Origin of the sequence: Pseudomonas sp. p106 (genome assembly GCF_003936645.1) — a bacterium.
Taxonomy (GTDB): Bacteria; Pseudomonadota; Gammaproteobacteria; order Pseudomonadales; family Pseudomonadaceae; genus Aquipseudomonas; species Aquipseudomonas putida_E.
The window spans coordinates 116,544-141,330 of sequence record NZ_RHQR01000002.1; the positions used below are offsets into that span (position 1 = coordinate 116,544).

Here is a 24,787-nt window from a genome sequence, read left to right on the forward strand (position 1 = left end):
CCCAAAGCTTAGTGCGGCCCGGTGGTCACAGCCAATCGAGGCTGGCTATGGTGACTATAGTTTGAGCTGGCCGATGGCCTTGTTCAGCTCGCCGGCCAGGGTCGCCAGTTCGCTGCTGGTGGTGGCCGAATCGACAGTCTGCTGCACGGTTTCCTCCGTGACGTCACGGATGCTGACTACTGCCCGGTTCATTTCTTCCGCCACCTGGCTCTGCTGCTCGGCGGCGACGGCTATCTGGGTGTTGCTCTCGCGCATCTGCGCCACGGCGCCGGTAATTTCGGCGAGCGCTGCGCCGGCTTCCTTGGCCTGGCGCACGCAGTCGTCAGCTTTGTAAGAGCTTTCCTGCATGAACTCCACCGCATCGCGGGTACCGGCCTGCAGGTCGGCCACCATGCCGGTGATCTCGTCGGTGGAGGTTTGCACGCGTTTGGCCAGGCTGCGCACTTCATCGGCGACCACCGCAAAGCCACGGCCCATTTCGCCGGCGCGCGCTGCTTCGATGGCGGCATTGAGCGCCAGCAGGTTGGTCTGTTCGGCAATACTGTGGATGACGTTGACCACGCCATTGATCTTCTGGCTGTCCTCGGCCAGTTGGCGGATCATTTCGGCGGTCTGCTGCACACCGCTGGATAGCCCGGCAATCGAATCCTGCACCCGGTTGACCACATTCTTGCCGCTGCCAGCGAGGGTGTCGGCGGTCTGCGACAGGTCGCGGGTGGCGCCGGCATGCTGGGCGATATGGTGCACGGTGGCGGACATCTCGTTGATCGCCGTGGCTGCCTGGTCGGTCTCGCTTTGCTGGCCGAGCATGCCGTGGCGAACTTCGTTCATGCTCGTGGCCAGGCGCGCGGCGCCCGAATCGAGTTGCGCGGCTGTGCGTGCCACGGTGCTGACCACGCGGTGGTAGGTCGACTGCATGGCGTTGAACGCGCCTGCCATCTGGCCCACTTCGTCTCCGCAAGCCAGAGGCACGCGGGCCGACAGGTCACCGGTTTTTTCCACGTGCAGCATGACGTCCTTGAGGGTGTTGAGTTGGCTCAGCAGGAAGCGGATCAAAAGTTGCGAGGCGCAGAGCATGGCCAGCATCAGGATCAGCACACAAACCGCGTAGTTGGCAAAACGCTCGAAGAACACCTGGCGCACGCTCGGTGCCTGGGCCAGTACCGCCACCTGCTCGTCGCCATGGCGCAGTACCTGAGCACCCCGCAGCGGGTTGTTACCGAAGAGCCAGGCGGCCGGGAGTGCTACCCAGCCTTGTGCATTACGCAGTGCATCCAGGCTTTGGCCGGCAAAGGTCGGGGTTTGGCCGGGTTGCCAGGTGATCACGTTGGCCTGGCGGGGCAGGGCAAGCCCTTGCGGCCAGGCGGCCAGCAGCTGTGCCTGGGATTGCGCCTGGATCTGCACAGCCTCGGCGCGGGCTCGCTGCTCCAGGTGCACGGCATAAAGCACCAGCATCAAGGTGGTGACAAAGGCCACTGCGTTGACGGCCCAGAACTTGTACTTCAGGGAAATATTGCTAAGCCAGGCACCCATGGGTAGGTCTTCTCTGAGTTGAGCGGAAACATTATTGGCAAGGTGCCATCATTGTGCCCGCTCACGCCTGGGAGGTTTTGACGTGTATCAACAAACCGTTTATGCCCGATCAAGCTCAGGTCAGCTGGAAAAATGCCCGAGCCGTTGCAGTGGTGTGCGCCGCGGTATCTTCAACACGTTCACCCCGGTGCAACGCTACCTCCCGCAGCACCTCTGGCAAAAAAGCCGGCTCGTTGCGCCCGCTCTTCGGTTTCGGTCGCAGACTGCGCGGCAGCAGATACGGGGCATCACTCTCCAGCATCAGGCGCCCTTGTGGGATATTGCCCACCAGCGGATGCAGGTGCGTGCCGCGGCGTTCGTCACAAATCCACCCGGTGATGCCGATGTGCAGGTCCATGTCCAGGTAGGCGAACAGTGCGTCGCGCTCGCCGGTGAAGCAATGCACCACGGCGGCTGGCAGGTGGTCGCGGTAGTCCTTCACAATCGCCAGCAAGCGCTCGCTGGCATCACGCTCATGCAGGAACACAGGCAGGCGCAACTCGGCGGCCAGCGCCAATTGAGCTTCCAGGGCTTTTTCCTGGAGTGGGCGAGGGGAGAAGTCGCGGTTGAAGTCCAGCCCGCATTCGCCTACGGCGCGCACACGCGCTTCATTCAGTAACTGGCGCAGTCGTTGGTCGCTGTTGGCGTCCCACGCTTTGGCGTCGTGCGGGTGTACGCCGGCTGTGGCGAACAGGTGCTCGCTGGCGGGGTCCAGCTGCTGGCACAGCTCTAGCGCCTGCTCGCTGACCGCGAGGCTGGTGCCGGTAAGGATCATCTGCACTACGCCGGCTTCGATGGCGCGCTCGACGATGGCGGCCTGCTGGTCGTGGAAACTGCTATTGGTCAGGTTGACGCCGATATCGATCAGTTGCATGGTGCTACCTCGTGCCGCGGGACGGCCAGCATAGCAAAAAGCGCGATTTCCGGGAAAAAGCCAAGAACTTCAGGCTGTTGCGATGGTCTTTTGCCGTCATTTATCACGAGTTGCTCGCACACATGGATGCTGCCCACCGACCTCGGATACGTCTTCGCATGTTGCGATACCTGCTCGCCCTGCTGCTGGCGCTTGGCCTGATGAGCGTCGGTCCCGCCTACGCACGCCTGCCGGGGCCGCAGCAGAACGTGCCGGTGAGCAAGGCCCGTGACCTTGAACAGATCCGCAGCAGCAAGGTGCTGCGGGTACTGGTCAACCAAAGCCGCAACAGTTCCGGTGAGGTCAAGGGCGAGCCCGTCGGCATCGAGTACTACCGCTTGCGTGCGCTTGAGCATTACCTCAACGCCCGGGCCGGCGACGGGCAACAGGTGCGGCTCAAACTCATCCCCAGAGCCAAAGAGCAACTACTCGGGGCCCTGCAGCGCGGTGAGGGCGACCTTGCCGCCCCGGGCGAATTGCTCGACCCGAGCCTGGTCGGTGGCGTGAACAGCAGTGCTCCGGTCCTGGACCAGGTGCCGTTGTGGCTGGTCGGGCGCAAGGGCGAGCGCAGTTTCACCCGCGTCGAGCAGTTGTCCGGGCGCACCGTGGCGTTGACCAGTGCCAGTGCCGCCGGCGCGCTGATCCAGCAGATCAACCAGCACCTGGCGCTGCGCAAGCGCCCGCCCGTCAAGATCGAGTGGGTCGATTCGACCCTGGCGGTGGAGGACGTGCTGGAGATGGTCCAGGCCGGCATCTATCACCTGACCGTGGTGGAGCGGCCGATCGCGCTGCGCTGGGCCCGGGTAATGCCACGCCTGCGCCTGGATAGCCGACTGCAACTGGGCCCGCCACAAGCCATGCGCTGGTATGTGCGCCGAGATGCGACGCTGCTGCAGGCCACGGTCGATCGTTTTCTGCAGGGCTACCGCGCGCCCGAGAACCAGGACGCTGCCTTCGAGCGCATCTACCGGCGCCAGTACCGCGTGCACAACCCGCTTGCGCGCAAGGACCGTCAGCGCCTGGCTTCTGTGCGCGCGGTGCTGCAGAAACATGGCCGGGCGCAACAGATCGACTGGCTGAACCTTGCTGCGTTGGCCTTCAAGGAGTCGACCCTCAACCCGGCGGCGCGCGGCAGTGGCGGAGCGCATGGCCTGATGCAGATCACTCCTGCAGCTGCCCAACGGGTCGGGGTCAGCAATACCGCAACGGTGGATGGCAATGTCCAGGCCAGCGCCCGTTACCTGGCGTTGATCCGCCGCAAGTTCTTTGCCAGCCCGAAGATCAACGAGCGTGAGCGCATGGCCTTTGTGCTGGCCGCCTACAACCTTGGGCCCGAGCGGGTCCAGGCCATGCGTGTCGAGGCTCGCAAGCGTGGGCTCAATGGCAACCAATGGTTCTTTCAGACCGAGCGGGTCGCGATGGAGCAGGTGGGCATGGGGCCGGTCAACTTCGTCAATAGCGTGAACAAGTACTTCCTGGCGTTCAACCGCGAGCGTGCGGTGCTGGAACGGAGGGGGAATCGCTGATAAATCGATTTATTTGATTGGTATGCTGGGTTTTTTGCGATTTATATATCTTTCATGTCGATTATTATGGCGCCCATCCCAACACAACATCCCAGCTTTCAAGGAAGTCACCCAATGAACAACGCAATCATCAAACTGCTCTCCACCCACGCTGGCCTGGGCCTGAGCGTGGTTCGCATCCTGGTCGGCATCATCTTCATGGCGCACGGTGCGCAGAAACTCTTCGGCCTGTTCGGCGGCTACGGGTTGGAGGGCACCGGCCAGTGGATGGAGAGCATCGGCCTGGCCCCCGGCTACCTGATGGCCCTGCTGTCCGGCAGCGCCGAGTTCTTCGGCGGCCTGGCCCTGGTGATCGGCCTGCTGGCTCGCCCGGCGGCGCTGGCACTGAGCGTAACCCTGGTGGTGGCAATTTTCTCGGTACACATCGGTAACGGCCTGTTCATGTCCAACAATGGCTATGAGTTCGCCCTGGCGTTGCTGGCGGGTACCGTCGCGGTACTGATCGAAGGCGCTGGTCGCTTCTCCGTAGACCGATTGATCGCCCGCTGACAGCTCATGCTGCAGGCCTCAAGTTGATGACTTTCAGCTTGGGGCTTGCAGCTTGCCGCGTGTAGCTCTAGCATACCGCCTGCGCCGATTTAAACAGCTACTTGCGGGGCGCAGGAAAACCCAGCCCCGGGTCATCCGAAATACCGCTAAAGCGCTGGTTCGGTGACGCCTCCCACCGCTGCCCAGCGGGATTTGCGAGGCGGAGAAACACTCCATGAGTTGCCCACGTACCAGTGTCTGCTTGAGCCCACTGCCTGCCAGCCAGGCCACCCGCACACCGCGCATTCTGCTCGGTGGCCAGCATCAGCCTACTCTTTTGCGTCATCTCGAAGGCTTGTCCCGTCGCAAAGGCCAGGCCCGCGCCTTCCTCATCCAGTTTGCCGAAACCGCGTGCCGGCTGGAGCAGTTTGGCAACGACCGCTTCGATCTGGCGGTGATCCAGGCACCTGCCGCGCAAGACGCTGCCGAAGTGATCGGCCACCTCACCCGCATCGCACGCCAGGGCCTGATTACCCGACGCTGAGGAACCCGCTGTTGAGTACCAATATCATCACGACAGAAGGCCATGAAGCTCTGAAGAAAGAGCTGGACCATCTGTGGCGGGTGTATCGCCCGGAAATCACCCAGAAGGTGGCTTGGGCTGCCTCGCTGGGGGATCGCAGCGAGAATGCCGACTACCAGTACAACAAGAAGTTGCTGCGTGAGATCGACCGTCGGGTCCGATACCTGCGCAAGCGCCTCGAAGACGTCAAGGTGGTTGCCTATTCGCCGCAGCAGGAGGGCAAGGTCTTCTTCGGTGCCTGGGTGGAGATCGAAAACGATGACGGCGAAGCCCTGAAGTTTCGCATCGTCGGGTACGACGAGATCTATGGACGCAATGACTATATCTCGATCGATTCGCCCATGGCGCGGGCCCTGCTCAAGAAAGAGGAGGGTGATGAGGTGCTGGTGCATACACCTACTGGCGAAGCGACCTGGTATGTAAGCAGCATAAGTTACGAGCAGTAAGCGTTCAGCTGCAAGCCGAGGCGTATCTGCTCATGCTTGCAGCTTGCAGCTTAAGGCTATCCCTCCCGCAGCACCGCCAACGGGCTGGCATTAAGCGCCCGCCGAGTCCCCAACACACCAGCCCCTCCTACCAGTAGCGCGCCCGCTAGCGGCAGTATCAGCAGCCACGGATGCGGGCCCCACTGCAGGTCGAACGCATAGCGGTAAAGCACCAGGGTAATCAACTCACAGCCTAGCGCTGCCAGGGCGCCACTGGCCGCACCCAGCAGCCCGAACTCGATACGCCGCGCTTTCACCAGCAACGGTCGAGCAGCGCCCAGCGCGCGCAGCAATGCGCCTTGGCGAATGCGTTCATCCAGCGTTGCCTGCAAGCCTGCGAACAGCACGGCCAACCCCGCTGCCAGGACGAACAGCAATACATATTCCACCGCCAGGGTAACCTGGGCGAGGATGCTGCGCAGCTGCTCCAGCAAGGCATCGACTTGCAGGATGGTCACCGCCGGGAACGCCCGCGACAGGGCCACCACATCCAGGTCATGACCCGGCGCGAGGTAGAAGCTGGTCAGGTAGGTGGTCGGCAGCCCCTGCAGGGTGCCGGGCTGGAAAATCATGTAGAAGTTCGGCTGGAAGCTGTCCCAGTGCACGCTGCGCAAGCTGCTCACTCGCGCCTGGCGTTGTTCGCCGCCAATGTCGAAGGTCAGCAGGTCGCCCAGTTGCACCTTCAGGCTGGCGGCAAGTTCCGCCTCGACCGAAACGCCGGGGATTTCATCACCAGCCGGTAGCGCCCGCCACCAGTTGCCGGCGGTCAAGGCATTGCCTGCGGGCAGGTCGGCGGCCCAAGTCAAGCTGAGGTCGCGCTGAACGGCGCGCTCGCCGGCGGAATCCTTGCTGACGATCTGTTGCACGGGTTGCTCGTTGATCTGGATCAGCCGGCCAGGCGTCACCGGGTACAGCGGTGCGGAGGCTGCGTTCACCTCGTGCAGGCGCTGGGCGAAAGGCTCACGGTCGTCGGGCAGGATGTTCAGGGCGAAATGGTTGGGTGCGTCCTTGGGCAGTTGTGCCTGCCAGGTGTCGAGCAGCTCGGCGCGCAGCAAAGCGACCAGGGCCATGGCCAGCAGGATCAGGCCAAACGCCAGTGCCTGGCCCGCGGCAGCCATGGGGTGGCGCAGCAACTGGCCCAAGCCCAGGCGCCAGGGCAGCGGGGCGCCTGCCAGCAGTTGCCGCAGGCTACGTAGCCCAAGCAGCAGCAGGCCGCCCAGTGCCAGCGCGGCAAGCAACCCGCCGCCTAGCAGGGCGAAGGTCAGCAGCAGGTCGAGGCTCAGGCGCCACATGATCAGGCCCAGGGCGAACAGGGCGGCGCCGTAGACCAGCCAGCTGCTGGGTGGCACGGGCAGCAGGTCGCGGCGCAGTACACGCAGTGGCGGCACCTTGCCCAGGGCGGCGAGCGGGGGCAGGGCGAAACCGGCCAGTGCGACCAGCCCGGTGGCGATGCCGGCCAATGCCGGGAGGATGCCGCCAGGCGGCACCACGCTCGGCAGCAGGCCGTGCAACAGGTGGAACAGGCCCAGTTGCGCCAGCCAGCCGAGCAGGGCACCGACCAGCGCGGCCAGCAGGCCGAGCATGGCCAGTTGCAGGCAGTACAGGCCCAGCGCTTGGTGGCGGGACAGCCCCAGGCAGCGCAACAGTGCGCTGGCGTCCAGGCGCCGCGCCGCATAGCGGCTGGCCGACAGTGCCACGGCGACGCCTGCCAGCAGCACCGCTACCAGGCTGGCCATGTTCAGGTAGCGTTCGGCCTTGCCCAGGGCACCCCCGATCTGCCGGTTGCCATCGCGGGTGTCGAGCAGGCGCTGGTTCGCCGCCAGGTTCTTCTCCAGCCCCTGGCGGTACTGCGCCAGGGCCTGCGCATCGCCGCGCCACAGCTCACGGTAGCTGACCCGGCTGCCGGGCTGAATGACCCCTGTGGCCTCCAGGTCGGCGAGGTTCATCATCACCCGCGGGGTGAGGCTATAGAAGTTGTTGGCACGGTCCGGTTCGTAGGTCAGTACGCGGCTCATGCGCAGGGTCTTCATGCCGACATCGATGCTGTCGCCGATGCTCAGGCCAAGGGCAGCCAGCAGGCGCGGTTCGACCCAGACCTCGCCCGGCGGCGGGCCGCCACCGGGTGTTTCCATGGCATACGGCGCCGGTGCACTGCGTACCTGGCCACGCAGGGGGTAGGCGCCATCGGCGGCCTTGATGCTCGACAGCTGGATGCCGGCATCACCACCGACCACGCTGGTGAACTCCACCACCCGGGCGTGGCGCAGGCCCAGGGCGGTGCCGGCGTCTACCTGTTCCTGACGCGCCGGCGCACTGCCTTGCAATACCAGGTCGGCGCCAAGGAACTCGCTGGCGCGCAACTGCATGGCGCCATTGAGGCGGGCACCGAAATAGCCGATGGCGGTGCTGGCGGCAACAGCCACCAGCAGGGCGAAGAACAGCACGCGCACTTCGCTGGCGCGGATGTCGCGCAACAACTGGCGCAGCGCCAGGCCGCACAGGCGGGAAAGCGGCATGTGCTTCATCAGGCCTCCACCGGCGCCACCAGGCGGCCTGCTTCGAGTCGTATCAGGCGCCGGCAGCGGCTGGCCAGGCGTTCGTCATGGGTAACCAGAACCAGGGTGGTGCCGCGCTCCTTGTTCAGGTCGAACAGCAGGTCGCTGATGCGCTCACCGGTATGGCTGTCGAGGTTGCCGGTAGGTTCGTCAGCGAACAGCACCGCCGGTTGGGCGGCGAAGGCGCGGGCGATCGCCACCCGTTGCTGCTCGCCACCGGACAGCTGGCGTGGCGTGTGGGTCAGGCGCTTGCCCAGGCCGACCCGTTCAAGCAGGGTGCGGGCTTGTTCGCGAGCATCGCGACGGCCGTCCAGTTCCAGTGGCAACATGACGTTTTCCAGTGCATTGAGGCTGTCGAGCAGCTGGAACGACTGGAACACAAAGCCGACATGTTCGGCGCGCACCCTGGCGCGTTGGTCTTCGTCCAGTGGGCCCAGGTCGTGTCCGGCGAGTATCACCTTGCCGGCGCTGGGGCGGTCCAGGCCGGCCAGCAGCCCGAGCAGGGTGGATTTGCCCGAGCCCGAGGCGCCGACGATGGCCAGGCTGTCGCCTTGGGCGAGGTCCAGGGACAGTGCGTGCAGGATGGTCAGATCACCTTCCGCACTGGGGACCACTTTGCTAAGGTTCTGCGCAACGAGAATGCTGGGGCCCATGGAGAATCCAATGCGAGTGTGGTGGTTGAGTGCCGGTCTGGCCCTGTATTGCCTGGCCCAGAGCGCGGCGGCGGGAACGTTGCTGGTTGTCGGCGATAGTATCAGCGCCGGTTTTGGCCTGGATACCCGCCAGGGGTGGGTCTCTTTGTTGCAGACCCGGCTCAGGGACGAAGGTTTCGATGATCGGGTGGTCAATGCGTCGATCAGCGGCGACACCAGTGCAGGGGGCCAGGCGCGGCTGCCGGCGCTGCTTGCAGCGCACAAGCCCAGCCTGGTGGTGCTGGAATTGGGCGGCAACGACGGGCTGCGCGGGCAGCCTCCAGAGCAATTGCAACAAAATCTTGCCTCGATGATCGAGCGGTCACGCGAGTCCGGGGCCAAAGTGGTGCTGTTGGGCATGCGCCTGCCGCCCAATTACGGGGTGCGCTACACCACGGCGTTCGCCAAGGTTTATGAGCAGTTGGCAGCGCAGAAACAGGTGGCACTGGTGCCGTTTTTCCTCGAGGGCGTAGGGGGTGTGCCGGAGATGATGCAGGCCGATGGCATCCATCCGGCGCAGGGTGCCCAGCAGCGGTTGCTGGAAAATGCCTGGCCGGCGATAAAACCCTTGCTGTGACGCTTTAAACGGGGCCGGCTTTCGGCTAATGTTGCGCCCCCCGTTTCGAGAGCCCCCAATGCCGCGCCCTGCCTGGTCCTTGTATGCCTACCAACTGATCGAGCCCGATGAGCAGCTCGATCTGTTCGCCTGCCAGGAAATCCGCGTCCACCTTGTCGCCCGCCAGCTCGAACTGGGTGTGCCGGTCGACCGAACCCTTTGTGGGGGCTTGCTGCCTGCGCAACCACGGTGGTCCGGCGTGCCGCGTTCGATCTATCGTGACGGCCGCCTGTGCGACCTCTGCCGGGCGATTCTCGACGCCCAGCGCCGCGGCATGCGTCCGGTATGGCCACAGCTTTGACACGGCCCTGGGCCTGAAACTCCGAGCGCCTTTCATCATCTGAAACGCATGGAAACCGCCAGTGGCTCCCGCTTGGCACGGTGCGGGTGTACAATCGATTCTCTTGACCCACCTTTCGAAGGATTTACCGGATGTTGCCGCGCTTTCCCGCCGTCACCCGCTGCCTGACCCTGGCCGGCCTGCTGGCAGCAGGCCCCGCCGTTGCACTGGAGCTGCCGCTGCCGCCTCCGGGAGAAGACGTCGTTGGCCAGGTACAGGTGATCAAGGCCAAGTATGAGGACACCTTTGCCGACATCGGCACTGCCAACGACCTCGGCTACCTGGAGATGATCGCCGCCAACCCGGGTGTCGACCCATGGCTGCCGGGTGCCGGTACCGAGATCATCCTGCCGACCCGCTACGTGCTTCCGCCGGGCCCCCGCGAGGGCGTTGTCATCAACCTTGCTGAATACCGGTTGTACTACTTCCCGAAAGGGCAGAGCGTGGTGTACACCTTCCCGCTGGGGATCGGTCGTGAAGGCTGGGGTTCCCCCATCGCCAACACCAAGATCATTGCCAAAACCCCAAACCCGACCTGGACGCCACCGGCTTCGATCCGTGCTGAGCACGCCGCCGACGGTGACATCCTGCCAACCGTGGTGCCGGCCGGGCCAGACAACCCGCTGGGGCCTTACAAGTTCACCCTGGGCGTGCCGGGTTATCTGATTCACGGTTCGAACAAGAAGTTCGGCATTGGCATGCGCACCAGCCATGGTTGCTTCCGCATGTTCAACAATAATGTGCTGGAGCTGTCGAAGATGGTCCCGGTCGGTACGCCGGTACGCATCATCAACGAGCCGTACAAGTTCGGAATCAGTGGTGGCAAGGTATACCTCGAGGCGCACACACCGCTGGACGATCACGGCGACCCTTCGGTGGTCGACAAGCACACTGCTGTCATCAACGCGCTGCTCAAGCGCGAAGACCTGGCCAACAATGTGCGCATGAACTGGGACATGGTCCGCGACGTGGTCGCTGCAGAAGATGGCATGCCGGTGGAAATTGCCGTGCCCGTCGATAACCAGGGTGCAGCTCCCATGGTGTCGAGCATTCCTCCAGAACTGCAGTAAGCCCTTGAGCGATAGGGCTGAAGCCTGCCCAGGTCAAACGCCTGGGCAGGCTTTTTCATTTGTGCTGTTTGCTTTTGTAGCGGCAATAAAAAAGCCGACCCCACAAGTGGGTCGGCTTCTTAACAATCCGTGAGGACTATTACTTGCGGCTGGCTTTGTCCAGCATACGCAGAGCGCGCTCATTGGCTTCGTCAGCGGTCTGCTGAGCCTTCTGAGCGGCTGCCATTGCATCGTCAGCCTTACGGTAGGCTTCGTCAGCACGGGCCTGAGCGCGAGCTGCTGCGTCTTCAGTCGCAGTCAGACGAGCTTCGGTTTCTTTGGATACGCTGCTGCAACCGGTAGCCAGAACTGCGGCCAGAGCCAGAGCAGAGAATTTCAGAACGTTGTTCATCGTGTTCCCCTTCAAGGACTTTCTATTAAATAGCCATCTCTCAGGAAAGAGAAACTGGCCGGCGTACATAGTACCCATTACTTGTAGTAAGTAAACTGACTCAGCGCAAGAACGGTAAAAAAAATGTTGCCCAAGGGTGCTTGACGAGATTTTCAGGCTTTTTGTGAGCACGCTGTGCAGGCGGCGCAAGCGATTGTTGTATGGGAACTTTTTTGTTGAACTAACGGTGACTTTAAGGGTCGTTGTACGTCTAAAGCCCAAGAGTGTCCGGCTGAGTTTGCAGGTCAGTTCGTACAGGGGTTCGAGCTCATTGCCGTGACTTTTAACCGATGCCACCTTGAGCAATCCGGGGTGTCGCGCCTACTATTTGATGGCCCGGTCCGGCAGAACCATTGCAATCGGCCTGCGGTCCAAGGGGCAAGAGGTGGCATAGGCGCTGCACGCATTGGTTCCTCTGCCGGATACATCACCATCGATTAAGGTAAAGGTCTGCCCAAAAGGCCTGCGAGGAGTAGTGATGAGTGAAGCGCTGACCATCCACCATGACCAGGCCGGTCATCAGTTCGAGACCAACGTGGACGGTCATCGTGCCTACCTGACGTACATGGATCTGGGCAAGCAGACGCTGGATATCTATCGCACTTTCGTCCCCAACGCCTTGCGCGGCCGCGGCATCGCTGCAGCACTGACCGAAAGGGCCTTGGAGTATGCGGACCAGATGGGCTACACGGTGATTCCTTCCTGCTCGTACGTCGAACGCTACATGGAGCGCAAGCAGCGTCATTCGAGTAAAGCCTGAACCTGCTGACTGCACATGCGAAAACGCCGGGCTAAGCCCGGCGTTTCATTTTGTGGCCACGTTCAGCCGCGCTTGCGCTTGGGCAGTACATCCTTGAGCTTGGCGTGCATGCTGCGCAGGGTGTTCTCTGTGGCAGACCAGTCGATGCAGGCGTCGGTGACCGATACGCCGTACTGCAGATCTTCCAGGTTCTTCGGGATCGACTGGGCGCCCCAGTTCAGGTGGCTTTCGACCATCAAGCCAATGATCGACTGGTTGCCTTCGAGGATCTGGTTGGCGACGTTCTCCATGACCAGCGGCTGCAAGGCCGGGTCCTTGTTGGAGTTGGCGTGGCTGCAGTCGACCATGATGTTGGCCTTGATCTTTGCCTTGGCCAGGTCCTGTTCGCACAGGGCAACGCTGACCGAATCGTAGTTCGGCTTGCCGTTGCCGCCACGCAGCACTACGTGGCCGTAGGGGTTGCCCTTGGTAGTGACGATGGATACGCCGCCTTCCTGGTTGATGCCCAGGAAACGGTGCGGCTTGGATACCGACTGAAGGGCGTTGATGGCCACGGTCAGGCCGCCATCGGTGCCGTTCTTGAAGCCGACCGCCGAGGACAGGCCCGAGGCCATTTCACGGTGGGTCTGGGATTCGGTGGTGCGCGCGCCAATGGCCGACCAACTGATCAGGTCTTGCAGGTACTGCGGCGAGATCGGGTCGAGCGCTTCGGTGGCGGTTGGCAAGCCCATTTCGGCCAGGTCCAGCAGCAGTTGGCGGCCGATGTGCAGGCCGTCCTGGATCTTGAACGAGTCATCCAGATAAGGGTCGTTGATCAGGCCTTTCCAGCCGACCGTGGTGCGCGGCTTCTCGAAGTAAACACGCATTACCAGATACAGCGTGTCGGAAACTTCCTCAGCCAGCACCTTGAGGCGCTCAGCGTATTCGTGAGCGGCCTTGATATCGTGGATTGAGCACGGGCCGACCACTACGAACAGGCGATGGTCTTTCCCGTCGAGGATATTGCGCACCACTTCGCGGCCGGCAGTAACGGTCTGCAAGGCTTTGGCGCTGAGGGGGATTTCCTTCTTGAGCTGATCGGGAGTGATCAAGGTCTCGTTGGAGGCAACGTTAAGGTCGTCGATCGGTAAATCAGCCATCGTGTTACTCGTCAGGTCACGGTGCCGGCCGCCAGCAATCCCCGTGCGGCCCAGCAGCAAGAATGTTCGCAGCGGGGAGCCGAACCTTAGCGCGTTACTGGGGGCGCGACAATGGGCTACAGCGCGCCTGTGCAGGGTTTTTCCCTGGTGCAACAGGCTTGTCCTGCTATTTGGGTGCGCAAAATGCCTCAACAGGTGTAGAAAAGCACACCGACATTTATCAGGAGATCAGCATGGACCCTCGCAAACCACGCATTGGCATTATTGGCAGTGGTGCCATCGGCGGCTTTTATGGCCTGATGCTGGCGCGGGCCGGGTTTGACGTGCATTTTTTGCTGCGCAGTGAATTTGCGCAGGTTCGGGGGCATGGCCTGAGGCTGGAAAGCGCCGTGCACGGCGACTGGCGCATGCCGGTGCAGGCTTATGCCAGCGCTGCCGACATGCCGCCGTGCGATTGGTTGCTGGTGGGTGCAAAGGCGACCAGCAATGGCGAATTGGCGCCGCTGATTGCGCAGGCATCGGCACCCGATGCCAAGGTGGTGCTGCTGCAGAACGGGTTGGGTGTCGAGGAGCAGTTGCGGGCAGCGTTGCCCGGCAATCTGCACCTGCTCGGTGGCTTGTGCTTTATCTGTGTCAACCGCGTGAGCCCTGGTGTGATACGCCATCAGGCGCTGGGTGCGGTCAACCTGGGCTATCACAGCGGGCCCGCCAGCGACGGGGGGCTGAGCATCGTAGAGGAGGGCGCCAGGCTGTTCCGCGCCGCGGGTATCGACTCCCAGGCCATGGACGACCTCGGTCAGGCCCGCTGGCAGAAGCTGGTGTGGAATGTCCCCTACAACGGCCTTTCGGTGTTGCTTGGTGCCAGTACCTTACCGCTGATGGCAGATGCCGACAGCCGTGAGCTGGTTCGGGCGTTGATGGCGGAGGTGGTCCAGGCGGCCGCCGCCTGTGGTCACGAGCTGCCTGCCGGTTATGCCGAGCACTTGTTCCGGGTCACCGAGCAGATGCCCGACTACTGGCCGAGCATGTACCACGATCACGTCCAGCAGCGACCGCTGGAGCTTCAGGCTATCTATGCCGAGCCTCTGGCCCGGGCGCGCGCTGCGGGGTGCAGCCTGCCGCGCATGCAGATGCTCTACCAGGCACTGGCCTTCGTCGATCGCGCCAATCGCGCCGGCTGAAACCTCTACAGCCCGCATTGGCAGTGCGCCGGGCGGCCGAGCGAGCGCCCGGCGCGCTGCTAAGCTGAAGCTTGCTCTGCCGCCACGGCAGTCGAGGAGGTCGAATGATCCGCTCCATGCTGTACGCCACCGACCTCGGTGTCTACGCCCCTTTTGTCATGCAGCATGCCTTGGCCCTGGCCCGCACGTTCGGCGCGGAACTGTATGTGATTCATGCCGTAGAACCCATGGGGCAGTTCGCCGAATCCCTCCTGCAAAGCTACCTCGATGAGCAGACGCTCGATGCGTTGCATAGCGAGGGCGTCAATACGGTGATGGCCAACATCGAGCAGCGTGTGCTGGAGAACTTTCGCGAGGAGCTGGGTGAGGACGCGGACCTGGCGGTGATCAAGGCGGTCCGGGTGCGCCAGGGTGATCCGGCGCAGGTCATCCTGGAGCAGGCGCAACGTTTGAGCGTGGACTTGCTGATTTTCGGCAGCCACAGCGCCGGTGCTGGGGTAGATGTGCCGATTGGCCGAACGGCTGTGCGCTTGCTGCAGTTGTCTGCGGTGCCGGTGTACATGGTGCCGCTTTCGCAGCATCTCGGCCGTAGGAAAACGTGAAGCTGATGGTGGGCAGTTTCGGAGCGGCATGTAACAAAATAGTTCTAGTTTTATTTCGAGAACCACTAATATAGTTATATCCCGTCGCTGCCTGCTGCCGCTGACTTACCGCTGATTCGAGGGAAACCTATGAAGCTTCAACAACTGCGCTACATCTGGGAAGTGGCGCACCACGACCTCAACGTCTCCGCGACGGCGCAGAGTCTGTACACCTCTCAGCCGGGGATCAGCAAACAAATCCGCCTGCTCGAGGATGAACTGGGTGTTGAAGTCTTTGCCCGCAGCGGCAAGCATCTGACCCGTGTCACTCCGGCAGGTGAGCGCATCATCAACACCGCTGGTGAAATCCTGCGCAAGGTCGAAAGCATCAAGCAGATCGCCCAGGAATTCTCCAACGAGAAGAAGGGTACGCTGTCCATCGCTACCACCCATACCCAGGCTCGCTATGCGCTGCCGCCGATCATCAGCAGCTTCATCAAGCAGTACCCGGAAGTCGCCCTGCACATGCATCAGGGTTCGCCCATGCAGATTGCCGAGATGGCTGCGGACGGTACCGTCGACTTCGCCATTGCCACCGAGGCGCTGGAGCTGTTCGGCGACCTGATCATGATGCCGTGCTACAAGTGGAACCGCTGCGTGGTGGTGCCGCAGGGTCACCCGCTGGCCAAATTGCCGAAGCTGACACTGGAAGCTGTAGCCGAATACCCGATCGTCACCTATGTGTTCGGGTTCACTGGCCGCTCCAAGCTGGATGAGGCCTTCAATCACCGCGGCCTGACGCCGAAGGTGGTGTTCACTGCTGCTGACGCCGACGTGATCAAGACTTACGTGCGCTTGGGGCTGGGCGTGGGCATCGTGGCCAAGATGGCGGTGGACAGCAAGCTGGACAGCGACCTGGTGGCGCTTGATGCCAGTGAGCTGTTCGAGGCCAGCATCACCAAGATCGGTTTCCGCCGCGGCACCTTCCTGCGCGGCTTCATGTGCGATTTCATTGAGAAATTTGCGCCGCACCTGACGCGTGAAGTGATGGCCAAGGCGATCCAGTGCCACAACAAGCAGGAACTCGAAGAGCTGTTTGCCGGTGTCGAGTTGCCGGTGCACTGAAAAAGCAGCTTCAAGCTTCAAGAAAGAGCAGAAAGAGCAGCCCATGTGGGCTGCTCTTTCTTCTTGGGGCTTGCAGCTTATAGCTTGAGGCTTGCAGCTGCCTTCAGGCCTTGCTGATCAGGTTGCCGGCGTGCAGCCCGCATTCCTTCTGGGTCGACTCTTCCCACCACCAGCGGCCTTCACGTTCGTGCTGGTTCGGTAGTACCGGGCGGGTGCAGGGCTCGCAACCAATGCTGATGAAGCCGCGTTCGTGGAGGCTGTTGTACGGTAGCTCGAGCATCCGGATGTAGCCCCAGACTTCCGCGCTGGTCATCTGCGCCAGCGGGTTGAATTTGTACAGGGTGCGTTCCGCTGTGGAGAACGCGCTGTCGATTTCCAGTGCTGCCACCTGGCTGCGGGTGCCTGGGCTCTGGTCGCGGCGCTGGCCGGTGGCCCAGGCGCTGACAGTGGCGAGCTTGCGCCGCAGTGGCTCGATCTTGCGGATGCCACAGCACTCGCCATGGCCGTCCTTGTAGAAACTGAACAGGCCCTTTTCCTGAACGAACGGGTCGAGTTTGGCGCGGTCCGGGCTGAGGATCTCGATCGGCAGGCTGTACTGCTCACGCACCTGGTCGATGAACCGGTAAGTCTCAGGGTGCAGGCGGCCGGTGTCGAGGCTGAACACCTTGACCTGCTTGTTCAGCTTCCAGGCCATGTCGACCAGCACCACGTCCTCGGCACCGCTGAAAGAAATCCACAGGTCGTCGCCGAAGTGCTCGAAGGCGAGCTTGAGAATGTCCTGCGGGGATTTGCTGGCGTAGGTCGCGGCCAGGGCGGCGACGTCGAAGGGTTGGCTCATCAGGCGGTTTCCATCTTGGCTGTGGCGCTGTGCGCTCGTAATGAGGTGATGGTAACAAAAAATGGCAGCCTAGACGCTGTGCCTGCACCGGCCCTGGGCTGGTGCAGGCAAACGCTGAGTCACAGGCTTTGCAAGGTCTCCATCAATACCCGTACCTTGGCGATCGATTCTTCGTATTCCGATTGCCAGTCGGAGTCCGCCACCACCGCGCCGCCGCCCCAGCAGCTGACCTGCCCATCCTTGACCAGCAGGCTGCGAATGGCGATGGAACTGTCCATTTCACCGCGCACATCCACGTACAGCAAGGACCCGCAATACAGCGCGCGGCGGCTGGGCTCCAGCTCGTCGATGATCTGCATGGCGCGAATCTTGGGGGCGCCGGTGATCGAACCCCCTGGGAAGCTGTCGCCGATCAGGTCCAGGGCGTCCTTGTCGGTGGCCAGTTGCCCGGTGACGCTGCTGACCAGATGGTGCACGTTGGGGTAGCTTTCCAGGCTGAACAGCTCTGGCACCTTCACCGAACCGATCTGGCAAGTGCGGCCCAGGTCGTTACGCAGCAGGTCCACGATCATCAGGTTTTCCGAGCGGTCCTTGGGGCTGTGGCGCAGCGCCTCGGCATTGCGGGCGTCTTCTGCCGGGTCGGCAGAGCGCGGGCGGGTGCCCTTGATCGGGCGGGTCTCCACTTGCCCCTGGCTGACGCGGATGAAGCGTTCTGGAGAAAAGCTCAGCAGTGCGCTGCCGTCGGCCAGTTGCTGGTAGCCAGAGAACGGCGTCGGGCAGGCCTTGCGCAAGGCCTGGTAGGCGCGCCAGGGGTCGCCCTGGCAAGGTGCGCGGAAGCGTTGGGTCAGGTTGATCTGGTAGCAATCGCCGGCCTGAATGTAGCGCTGTACCTGATCGAATGCTGCCTCGTATTGCCCTGGCTGCAAATCACCCGTCATGGCGGCGAGCAGGCGGAAATCGCCGCTTGCAGCGTTGTCGGTGTCTTCAAACAAGGCGATGAGGCGCTCGCGCTCGTCATCAGCCAGCTGGGGGTGGAACACCAGTTGGCTGGTGCCATGCTGGTGGTCGGTCACCAGCGCCCAGCCATACAACCCAAGCTGGGCGTCGGGCAGGTCGAGGTCATCCGTGGCGAGGCAGGGCAGGTGCTCCAGGCGTCGGCCGAAGTCGTAGCTGAGGTAGCCGATCAGGCCGCCGGCAAATGGCAGCTCGACACCACCTGGCAACTGCGCAGGGCCCAGTTGTTTCAGGCTGGCGCGCAGCCGTTGCAGGAAGGCCCGGCCATCTTCGTCGGGCAGTACCTGCAAGTGTTGCAGCGGCCAGGCGCTGAGCAGGTCGAAGCGGCCGCGCTCGGCGCCTGGGCGGGCGCTGTCGAGCAGGATCGCCCCGGGCGCCTGGCGCAGGCGGGCGAAGTACGCGGCGGGGTCGGGCTGATAGGGCAGGGGGTAGAGCGTACAGGTCGGCATCAGTGTGGACGGCGATGTAAAAGCGAGGAGGGCGATTGTAGACCTGCGCAGGAAATGCGCCTAGCGCCAGTGTGACTTTCAGGCAGTGGGTTGAAGCCATCGCCGGCTTGCCGGCGATGGGGGCAGAGCTATCAGCCCGGATGCACGTGCCCGAACAGGCTTTGCGCGACCCGGACACGCTGTTCGGCATCCTCGGTCACACCGTCCTTGGCCAGCGCCTCGATGTGCGCCTCGATGGCATGGGTGCGTTGGGTCAGCCCGGTGTCGTTGGCGATCTGGATGTTCAGGCCAGGGCGGGCATTGAGTTCGAGAATCAACGGCCCCTTGTCCTGGTCCAGCACCATGTCCACACCGATGTAGCCCAGGCCGCACAGCTCATAGCAGCCGGCTGCCAGCTTCATGAAGCCGTCCCAGTTCGGCAGCTGTACGCCATCCACCGCATTGGTGGTATCCGGGTGCTTGCTGATGATGTTGTTCAGCCAGGTACCGCGCAGGGTCACTCCGGTGGCCAGGTCCACACCTACGCCGATGGCGCCCTGGTGCAGGTTGGCCTTGCCGCCGGACTGGCGGGTCGGCAGGCGCAGCATGGCCATTACCGGGTAGCCCATCAGCACGATGATGCGGATGTCCGGCACACCTTCGTAACTGATGCTCTTGAAGATCTGGTCGGGGGTTACCCGGTACTCGATCAGCGCGCGGTCGCGGTGCCCGCCGAGCGAGTACAGGCCGGTCAGGATGCTGGAGACCTGATGCTCGATCTCTTCATGGCTGATGATCTTGCCGGAAACGGTGCGGTAGCGGTCCTCGAAGCGGTCGGCAATCACCAGGATGCCGTCACCGCCGGCCCCCTGGGCCGGCTTGATGACGAAGTCGTTGCGCCCGCCGATGATCTCGTGAAGCTTGTCGATCTGCTTCTCGGTCTCGATGATGCCGTACATTTCAGGCACGTGAATGCCCGCTGCCAGCGCACGCTCCTTGGTGATGATCTTGTCGTCGACGATCGGGTACAGGTTGCGCTTGTTGTACTTGAGCACATAGTCCGCATTGCGCCGGTTGATACCCATGATGCCCCGGGCCTCCAGGGCTTTCCACGTCTTGATCAGGCCAAACATCAGGCGTCAGCCTTCTTCAGGAATGCCTTGAAGCGCACCAGCTCGGTCAGGCGGTAGCCGCGGTAGCGACCCATCGCCAGCATGAAGCCCACCAGGATCAGCAGTACCGCCGGGAAGGTGAAGACGAAGTACACCAGCTCCGGCACCATCATCAGCAGGTGGGCAAGCGACGCTGCGAACAGGGTGCCGATCGCCACTTTCATGGCATGACCGCCGCCACGTTCTTCCCAGGTGATCGACAGGCGCTCGATGGTCATGGTCAGGATCACCATCGGGAACAGCGCTACCGACAGGCCGCGTTCCAGCCCCAGCTTGTGGCTGAACAGGCTGATGGCGGCAATCAATACCACGACGAAGGTCAGTACCACCGAGAGGCGCGGCAGCATCTGCAGCTTGAGGTGCTCCAGGTAGGAGCGCAGCGACAGGCCCAATGCGGTGATCACGGTGAACAGCACGATGCCGAAGCCCAGCTGGGTCTCGCGGAACGCCAGGGCGATCAGTACCGGTGTGAACGTGCCCAGGGTCTGGATGCCGATCAGGTTGCGCAGGACCAGGATCACCAGCACGCCGATCGGGATCATCACCATGATCATGAAGGTCTGCTGGGTCTGCAGCGGCAGGCCGTACAGCGAGTACTCGAGGAAGTCGGCGTCGGTGTTCTCGTCGGTCAGCTTGGCCAGGCGGATGGCGTTCATCTCGCTGTTGTTCATGCTGAAAGTGACGTTGGCTTTCTTGCCGCCATCGACGGTGACCAGGTTGTCATCGCCGGTCCACCACAGCAGGCGGTCGCTGGGCAGGCCCTGCTCACCGGTATCCGGGTTGAAGTACAGCCAGTCGCTGCCGTTGAAGCTGCGCAGCCAGAGCTCGGGGGACTGCGGCGTATCGGCCACCAGGCGGATGGTATGGACCTTTTCCATCGGTACATGCGCGATCGACAGTAGCAGGTCGATGACCTGGGCCTTCTTCATGGGCGAGGTATCGCCGGCCAGCAGCAGCTTGACGTTGTCGTCGTTGAGGTTGTTCACCCGCTTGATGGTTTCGCTGACGAAGGTCTCGACGTCGGCCGAGTGCTGGCGGATCGGCGCCATCAGGGCTTCGGCGGCGATCTTCTCGGGGCCTTCTACGGCAAGGCTGTCACGGAAGGTCGGGCCTTTGATGGCGGCCTTTTCGCTGCTGTAGCGCTTGGTCAGCACCAGGCGGTAATAGAGGGTCTGGTTGCCGCTGGCGCGGCGGGCCGACCAGGTTACCTTGCGGTTGCCATCGGCGCGGTTGACGCTGACCCCGTAGTTGTTGGAGATGAAGCTCTCGTTGAGGCTGACATAGTCGCGGTTCAGCGGCGGTACGAACATTTGTACCTTGACCGGGTCCTTGCTGCTGGCGACGAACTCGACCTTGGCGTCGATGTTCCAAAGGTCGTCGGTTTCGTCTTCGGTCACCGGGATGCCGAGGAAGAAGATCTGATAGGCCGTGACCGCCACGCCCAGCAGCACCAGTACGGTGATCAGGACTTTCAGATGGAGGGTAAGAGAGCGCATCGGGATTACTCTGCTTTGGGAGCGTCGGTGGCACAGGCAGGTTTGCCGGCCGCGTATTTAAGGCTTGGGTCGACCAGCGCGTCGAAGTGCTTGAGCGCCTCGGAACCGATCAGCAGCGGGAACTGGAACGCGCTGCGGTCGGTGAGGTTGACTTCGATGGTGCGCAGGGCCTGGCCCATGCAGATTTCGAGTTCGATGACCGGGCGGGCGGTATAGGCCTTGCCCGATTCGGCATCATAGTCGCCTGCGCGGCGCTTGATCTTGCTGACCCGCGCCAACGGGCGTTCGATGGGGTGCGAATGGGCGGCATCTATCGCCAGGTAGAAACGCACCCAGCTCTCGCCGTCGCGCTTGAAGCGCTTGATGTCGCGGGCACTCAGGGACGCGGTCTTGGCGCCGGTGTCGAGTTTGGCGGCCACTTCCAGGTCGAGGTCCCCGAGGCGGGCGTATTCGTTAAGACCGTACACGGTCTTGCCCGCCGCCTGGCCAAGGGCCGGCAGCAGGGTGAGGCATGACAGCAATAAAACGGGTGTAAGTCTCATAGTCCTGGCGCGGTGCTGTGCAAGGTTCGGGGCAAGGCGACTGGCAGGTACTGCGCAAGCTTCCTCGGTTCGTCTGTCAACAACATGAATGGATGACAGAAACGCTATCCATACTCCGTTGGAGGCGCGGCATTCTATCACGCCGATGCCTTGGCGCCAGCGCGTCGCGATCTGACAACGCCATCACTCACTAAGTTCGCGCTCAGACAATTGTCGACAATGTTCATTTTCTCTTTGACTGAATGGGCTTGTTTCGCTAGTTTCTCATCAATGGCTTATCAAGGTGTCAACAATATGCTGGACCTCATTACCCCCAGCCCTTCAGCGCCGGATGAAACGGAAACCTTGTCCGAGCATGTCTTCCGGCGCATCCAGGCCGCGATCGTCAAGGGGGAAATAGCCCCGGGCAGCAAAATCTCCGAGCCGGAGCTGGCGCGCACCTATGGCATCAGCCGTGGCCCGCTGCGTGAGGCCATCCATCGTCTGGAGGGCCAGCGCCTGCTGGTGCGGGTGCCACATGTAGGTGCGCGCGTGGTGTCGCTCAACCATGCCGAGCTGATCGAGCTGTACGAAATCCGTGAGTCGCTGGAGGGCATGGCTTGCCGCCTGGCGGCCGAGCGCATGAGCCAAGGCGATATCGACGAGTTGCGCCGGGTGCTGGACACCCACGAACGCGACGCGGCGTTCCAGGCGGGGGTGGGTTACTACCAGCAGGAAGGCGATTACGACTTCCATTACCGGATCATCCAGGGCAGCGGCAACCAGACCCTGGTCAAGATGCTCTGCGGCGAGCTGTACCAGCTGGTGCGCATGTACCGCATCCAGTTTTCCGCCACGCCCAACCGCCCGCGCCAGGCCTTCGCCGAACACCACCGCATCCTCGATGCCATCGCCGATCGTGACGGCGAGCTGGCCGAACTCCTGATGCGCCGCCACATCGGCGCGTCCAAGCGCAACATCGAGCGTCACTACCTGGACGCCAACAACAATAGCCTTTGAGGTGAGAAATGACTGTGAAGAGCACCCCTGGTCAGCGTTTTCGCGATGCCGTTGCCGCCGAACATCCACTGCAGGTGGTCGGCGCCATCAACGCCAACCATGCGCTGCTGGCCAAGCGCGCCGGCTTCAAGGCCATCTACCTGTCCGGTGGCGGTGTCGCCGCCGGTTCGCTGGGCTTGCCGGACCTGGGCATCACCGGTCTTGATGACGTGCTGACCGATGTGCGGCGCATTACCGACGTCTGCGACCTGCCATTGCTGGTAGATGTCGACACCGGCTTCGGTGCCTCGGCCTTCAACGTTGCGCGCACGGTGCGTTCGATGAGCAAGTTCGGTGCCGCCGCCATCCATATCGAAGACCAGGTAGGCGCCAAGCGCTGCGGCCACCGGCCGAACAAGGAAATCGTCTCCCAGCAGGAGATGGTCGACCGCATCAAGGCTGCGGTCGATGCCCGTACCGATGACAGCTTCGTGATCATGGCACGTACCGATGCCCTGGCCGTGGAAGGCCTGAACGCAGCGCTCGACCGCGCCGCCGCCTGCATCGAGGCCGGCGCCGACATGATTTTCCCTGAGGCCATTACCGAACTGCAGATGTACAAGACCTTCGCCGACCGGGTGAAGGCGCCGATCCTGGCCAACATCACCGAGTTCGGTGCCACGCCGCTGTTCACCACCCAAGAGCTGGCTGGCGTGGACGTGTCGTTGGTGCTCTACCCGCTGTCGGCGTTCCGCGCCATGAACAAGGCGGCCGAAAATGTCTACACCGCGCTGCGTCGCGACGGCACGCAGAAAAACGTGATCGACACCATGCAGACCCGCATGGAGCTCTACGATGCCATTGGCTACCACGCATTCGAGCAGAGCCTCGATGCCTTGTTTGCGCAGAAAAAAGGTTGAGCCAATGCCGGCGATAGGGCCGGTACAGGCACCCTGATTTAGCCAGAACGATATCCATAACAAATTCAAGAAAGGAGAAACACCATGGCCGAAGCAAAAGTACTCAGTGGCGCAGGCCTGCGTGGCCAGGTGGCCGGCCAGACCGCTCTGTCGACCGTCGGCCAGGCCGGCGCCGGCCTGACTTACCGGGGTTATGATGTGCGCGACCTGGCAGCAGGCGCCGAATTCGAAGAAGTGGCCTACCTGCTGCTATACGGCGAGTTGCCCAGCAAGGCAGAACTTGCCGATTACAAACACAAGCTCAAGGGCCTGCGCGACCTGCCGCAGGCGCTGAAAGAAGTGCTCGAGCGCATCCCGCGCGACGCGCACCCGATGGACGTCATGCGCACCGGCTGCTCGGTGCTGGGTACGCTGGAGCCGGAGTTGACCTTCGACGCCCAACACGACAAGACCGACCGCCTGCTGGCGCTGTTCCCGGCGGTGATGTGCTATTGGTACCGCTTCACCCACCATGGCGTACGTATCGACTGCACCAGCGATGAAGACACCCTGGGCGGGCATTTCCTGCACCTGCTGCACGGCAAGAAGCCGAGCGAGCTGCATGTCAAGGTAATGAACGTTTCGCTGATCCTGTATGCAGAGCACGAGTTCAACGCATCGACCTTCACCGCCCGGGTCTGCGCCTCGACGCTATCGGACCTGTACTCCTGCATCACCGCGGCCATCGGCTCGCTGCGCGGCCCACTGCACGGCGGTGCCAACGAGGCGGCGATGGAGCTGATCGAGCGCTTCCAGAACCCGCAGGAAGCCACCGCAGAGTTGCTGCGCATGCTCGAGCGCAAGGACAAGATCATGGGCTTTGGCCATGCCATCTACAAAGAGTCCGACCCGCGCAACGAGGTGATCAAGGGTTGGTCGAAGCAGCTGGCCGACGCAGTCGGTGACAAGGTGCTGTTCCCGGTCTCAGAAGCCATCGACAAGACCATGTGGGAGCAGAAGCGTCTGTTCCCCAACGCCGATTTCTACCATGCCTCGGCGTATCACTTCATGGGCATCCCGACCAAGCTGTTCACCCCGATCTTTGTCTGCTCGCGCCTGACCGGCTGGGCAGCGCACGTGTTCGAACAGCGCGCCAACAACCGCATCATCCGCCCGAGCGCCGAGTATGTCGGCGTCGAGCAGCGCCAGTTCGTGCCAATCGAGCAGCGCTGAAACAACAGGCCCTATAGCGAACCTGTGGGAGCTGGCTCCCACAGTGATTGCAGGGCCTGTGCGTTCATCCACGACCGTACCGTGACCGAGC

The 24,787-nt window shown here is 62.6% G+C and carries 25 protein-coding genes; 14 read left to right on the plus strand and 11 right to left on the minus strand.

Features of this window, described 5'->3' with window-relative positions; translation table 11 throughout:
* Positions 1-54: 54 nt before the first annotated feature.
* Positions 55-1,533, minus strand: coding sequence for a methyl-accepting chemotaxis protein (locus tag EGJ09_RS03155; protein WP_046787936.1), 1,479 nt, complete (start codon positions 1,531-1,533; stop codon positions 55-57).
* Between the two features lie 115 nt (positions 1,534-1,648).
* A complete protein-coding gene (locus tag EGJ09_RS03160) occupies positions 1,649-2,446 on the minus strand; it encodes a TatD family hydrolase (protein ID WP_115275365.1) in 798 nt (265 codons plus the stop codon).
* Positions 2,447-2,604: 158 nt separating this feature from the next.
* Here EGJ09_RS03160 and EGJ09_RS03165 point away from each other — a divergent pair, with 158 nt between their 5' ends.
* From EGJ09_RS03165 to greB, 4 genes are all read left to right on the plus strand, one after another.
* On the plus strand, positions 2,605-4,011 hold the full coding sequence (locus tag EGJ09_RS03165) for a transglycosylase SLT domain-containing protein (RefSeq protein WP_125923211.1): 1,407 nt from the start codon (positions 2,605-2,607) through the stop codon (positions 4,009-4,011).
* Positions 4,012-4,125: 114 nt separating this feature from the next.
* Positions 4,126-4,560, plus strand: coding sequence for a DoxX family protein (locus EGJ09_RS03170; protein WP_046787939.1), 435 nt, complete (start codon positions 4,126-4,128; stop codon positions 4,558-4,560).
* Between the two features lie 214 nt (positions 4,561-4,774).
* Positions 4,775-5,083, plus strand: a complete 309-nt coding sequence (locus EGJ09_RS03175; RefSeq protein ID WP_046787940.1) for a hypothetical protein — start codon at positions 4,775-4,777, stop codon at positions 5,081-5,083.
* Positions 5,084-5,094: 11 nt separating this feature from the next.
* The gene (gene greB / locus EGJ09_RS03180) at positions 5,095-5,568 is read left to right on the plus strand and encodes a transcription elongation factor GreB (RefSeq protein ID WP_115275363.1); all 474 of its coding nucleotides are present in this window, start codon (positions 5,095-5,097) and stop codon (positions 5,566-5,568) included.
* Between the two features lie 56 nt (positions 5,569-5,624).
* On the opposite strand, the gene EGJ09_RS03185 is transcribed toward greB, so the two are convergent.
* Together EGJ09_RS03185 and EGJ09_RS03190 are read right to left on the minus strand one after the other, a co-directional pair.
* A complete protein-coding gene (locus EGJ09_RS03185) occupies positions 5,625-8,132 on the minus strand; it encodes an ABC transporter permease (RefSeq protein WP_125923212.1) in 2,508 nt (835 codons plus the stop codon).
* Positions 8,132-8,815 (minus strand): ABC transporter ATP-binding protein, encoded by a 684-nt coding sequence (locus EGJ09_RS03190; protein ID WP_012313661.1) that lies wholly within the window; start codon positions 8,813-8,815, stop codon positions 8,132-8,134. The genes EGJ09_RS03185 and EGJ09_RS03190 overlap by 1 nt, the downstream gene beginning before the upstream one ends.
* A gap of 10 nt (positions 8,816-8,825) precedes the next feature.
* On the opposite strand from EGJ09_RS03190, the gene EGJ09_RS03195 reads away from it, so the two are divergent.
* The 3 genes from EGJ09_RS03195 (at position 8,826) to EGJ09_RS03205 (ending at position 10,880) form a co-directional block, all read left to right on the plus strand.
* Positions 8,826-9,431: an arylesterase gene (locus tag EGJ09_RS03195; protein ID WP_046787322.1), complete on the plus strand. Its 606-nt coding sequence runs from the start codon at positions 8,826-8,828 to the stop codon at positions 9,429-9,431.
* Positions 9,432-9,489: 58 nt separating this feature from the next.
* Positions 9,490-9,771, plus strand: coding sequence for a hypothetical protein (locus tag EGJ09_RS03200; RefSeq protein WP_039601335.1), 282 nt, complete (start codon positions 9,490-9,492; stop codon positions 9,769-9,771).
* 131 nt (positions 9,772-9,902) lie between these two features.
* Entirely contained in the window at positions 9,903-10,880 is a 978-nt protein-coding gene (locus EGJ09_RS03205; RefSeq protein ID WP_046787321.1) for a L,D-transpeptidase family protein, read from the plus strand.
* Between the two features lie 139 nt (positions 10,881-11,019).
* Here the strand turns inward: EGJ09_RS03205 and EGJ09_RS03210 are convergent, their stop codons facing one another.
* The gene (locus tag EGJ09_RS03210) at positions 11,020-11,271 is read right to left on the minus strand and encodes an Lpp/OprI family alanine-zipper lipoprotein (protein ID WP_003250288.1); all 252 of its coding nucleotides are present in this window, start codon (positions 11,269-11,271) and stop codon (positions 11,020-11,022) included.
* Positions 11,272-11,788: 517 nt separating this feature from the next.
* Here EGJ09_RS03210 and EGJ09_RS03215 point away from each other — a divergent pair.
* On the plus strand, positions 11,789-12,070 hold the full coding sequence (locus tag EGJ09_RS03215) for a GNAT family N-acetyltransferase (RefSeq protein ID WP_046787320.1): 282 nt from the start codon (positions 11,789-11,791) through the stop codon (positions 12,068-12,070).
* A 62-nt stretch (positions 12,071-12,132) separates the two neighbouring features.
* Here EGJ09_RS03215 and EGJ09_RS03220 read toward each other — a convergent pair whose 3' ends face one another.
* Positions 12,133-13,209 (minus strand): 3-deoxy-7-phosphoheptulonate synthase, encoded by a 1,077-nt coding sequence (locus tag EGJ09_RS03220; protein ID WP_046787319.1) that lies wholly within the window; start codon positions 13,207-13,209, stop codon positions 12,133-12,135.
* A gap of 233 nt (positions 13,210-13,442) precedes the next feature.
* Here EGJ09_RS03220 and EGJ09_RS03225 point away from each other — a divergent pair, with 233 nt between their 5' ends.
* The 3 genes from EGJ09_RS03225 (at position 13,443) to cysB (ending at position 16,096) form a co-directional block, all read left to right on the plus strand.
* On the plus strand, positions 13,443-14,390 hold the full coding sequence (locus EGJ09_RS03225) for a putative 2-dehydropantoate 2-reductase (RefSeq protein WP_125923213.1): 948 nt from the start codon (positions 13,443-13,445) through the stop codon (positions 14,388-14,390).
* A 104-nt stretch (positions 14,391-14,494) separates the two neighbouring features.
* Positions 14,495-14,992 carry a universal stress protein gene (locus tag EGJ09_RS03230; RefSeq protein WP_012313668.1) on the plus strand — a complete coding sequence of 166 codons (498 nt, stop codon included), beginning with the start codon at positions 14,495-14,497 and terminating at the stop codon, positions 14,990-14,992.
* Between the two features lie 129 nt (positions 14,993-15,121).
* Positions 15,122-16,096 (plus strand): HTH-type transcriptional regulator CysB, encoded by a 975-nt coding sequence (gene cysB / locus EGJ09_RS03235; protein WP_119688611.1) that lies wholly within the window; start codon positions 15,122-15,124, stop codon positions 16,094-16,096.
* Positions 16,097-16,199: 103 nt separating this feature from the next.
* Here the strand turns inward: cysB and EGJ09_RS03240 are convergent, their stop codons facing one another.
* The 5 genes from EGJ09_RS03240 to EGJ09_RS03260 all read right to left on the minus strand — a co-directional run bounded on the left by EGJ09_RS03240 (position 16,200) and on the right by EGJ09_RS03260 (position 21,586).
* The gene (locus tag EGJ09_RS03240; RefSeq protein WP_046787316.1) at positions 16,200-16,934 is read right to left on the minus strand and encodes a phosphoadenylyl-sulfate reductase; all 735 of its coding nucleotides are present in this window, start codon (positions 16,932-16,934) and stop codon (positions 16,200-16,202) included.
* Between the two features lie 119 nt (positions 16,935-17,053).
* Positions 17,054-18,397: an aminodeoxychorismate synthase component I gene (gene pabB, locus EGJ09_RS03245; RefSeq protein ID WP_125923214.1), complete on the minus strand. Its 1,344-nt coding sequence runs from the start codon at positions 18,395-18,397 to the stop codon at positions 17,054-17,056.
* Between the two features lie 131 nt (positions 18,398-18,528).
* Positions 18,529-19,509, minus strand: coding sequence for an alpha-L-glutamate ligase-like protein (locus tag EGJ09_RS03250; RefSeq protein ID WP_115275358.1), 981 nt, complete (start codon positions 19,507-19,509; stop codon positions 18,529-18,531).
* Positions 19,509-21,044, minus strand: a complete 1,536-nt coding sequence (locus EGJ09_RS03255) for an inactive transglutaminase family protein (protein WP_012313673.1) — start codon at positions 21,042-21,044, stop codon at positions 19,509-19,511. The genes EGJ09_RS03250 and EGJ09_RS03255 overlap by 1 nt, the downstream gene beginning before the upstream one ends.
* Positions 21,045-21,049: 5 nt before the next feature.
* Positions 21,050-21,586 carry an ATP-dependent zinc protease gene (locus EGJ09_RS03260; RefSeq protein WP_046787313.1) on the minus strand — a complete coding sequence of 179 codons (537 nt, stop codon included), beginning with the start codon at positions 21,584-21,586 and terminating at the stop codon, positions 21,050-21,052.
* Positions 21,587-21,880: 294 nt separating this feature from the next.
* Here EGJ09_RS03260 and EGJ09_RS03265 point away from each other — a divergent pair, with 294 nt between their 5' ends.
* The 3 genes from EGJ09_RS03265 to prpC all read left to right on the plus strand — a co-directional run bounded on the left by EGJ09_RS03265 (position 21,881) and on the right by prpC (position 24,696).
* Positions 21,881-22,585 (plus strand): GntR family transcriptional regulator, encoded by a 705-nt coding sequence (locus EGJ09_RS03265; RefSeq protein ID WP_046787312.1) that lies wholly within the window; start codon positions 21,881-21,883, stop codon positions 22,583-22,585.
* A gap of 8 nt (positions 22,586-22,593) precedes the next feature.
* On the plus strand, positions 22,594-23,484 hold the full coding sequence (gene prpB, locus EGJ09_RS03270; protein WP_012313676.1) for a methylisocitrate lyase: 891 nt from the start codon (positions 22,594-22,596) through the stop codon (positions 23,482-23,484).
* Between the two features lie 84 nt (positions 23,485-23,568).
* Positions 23,569-24,696 (plus strand): 2-methylcitrate synthase, encoded by a 1,128-nt coding sequence (gene prpC / locus EGJ09_RS03275; protein ID WP_125923215.1) that lies wholly within the window; start codon positions 23,569-23,571, stop codon positions 24,694-24,696.
* Positions 24,697-24,787: the final 91 nt, after the last annotated feature.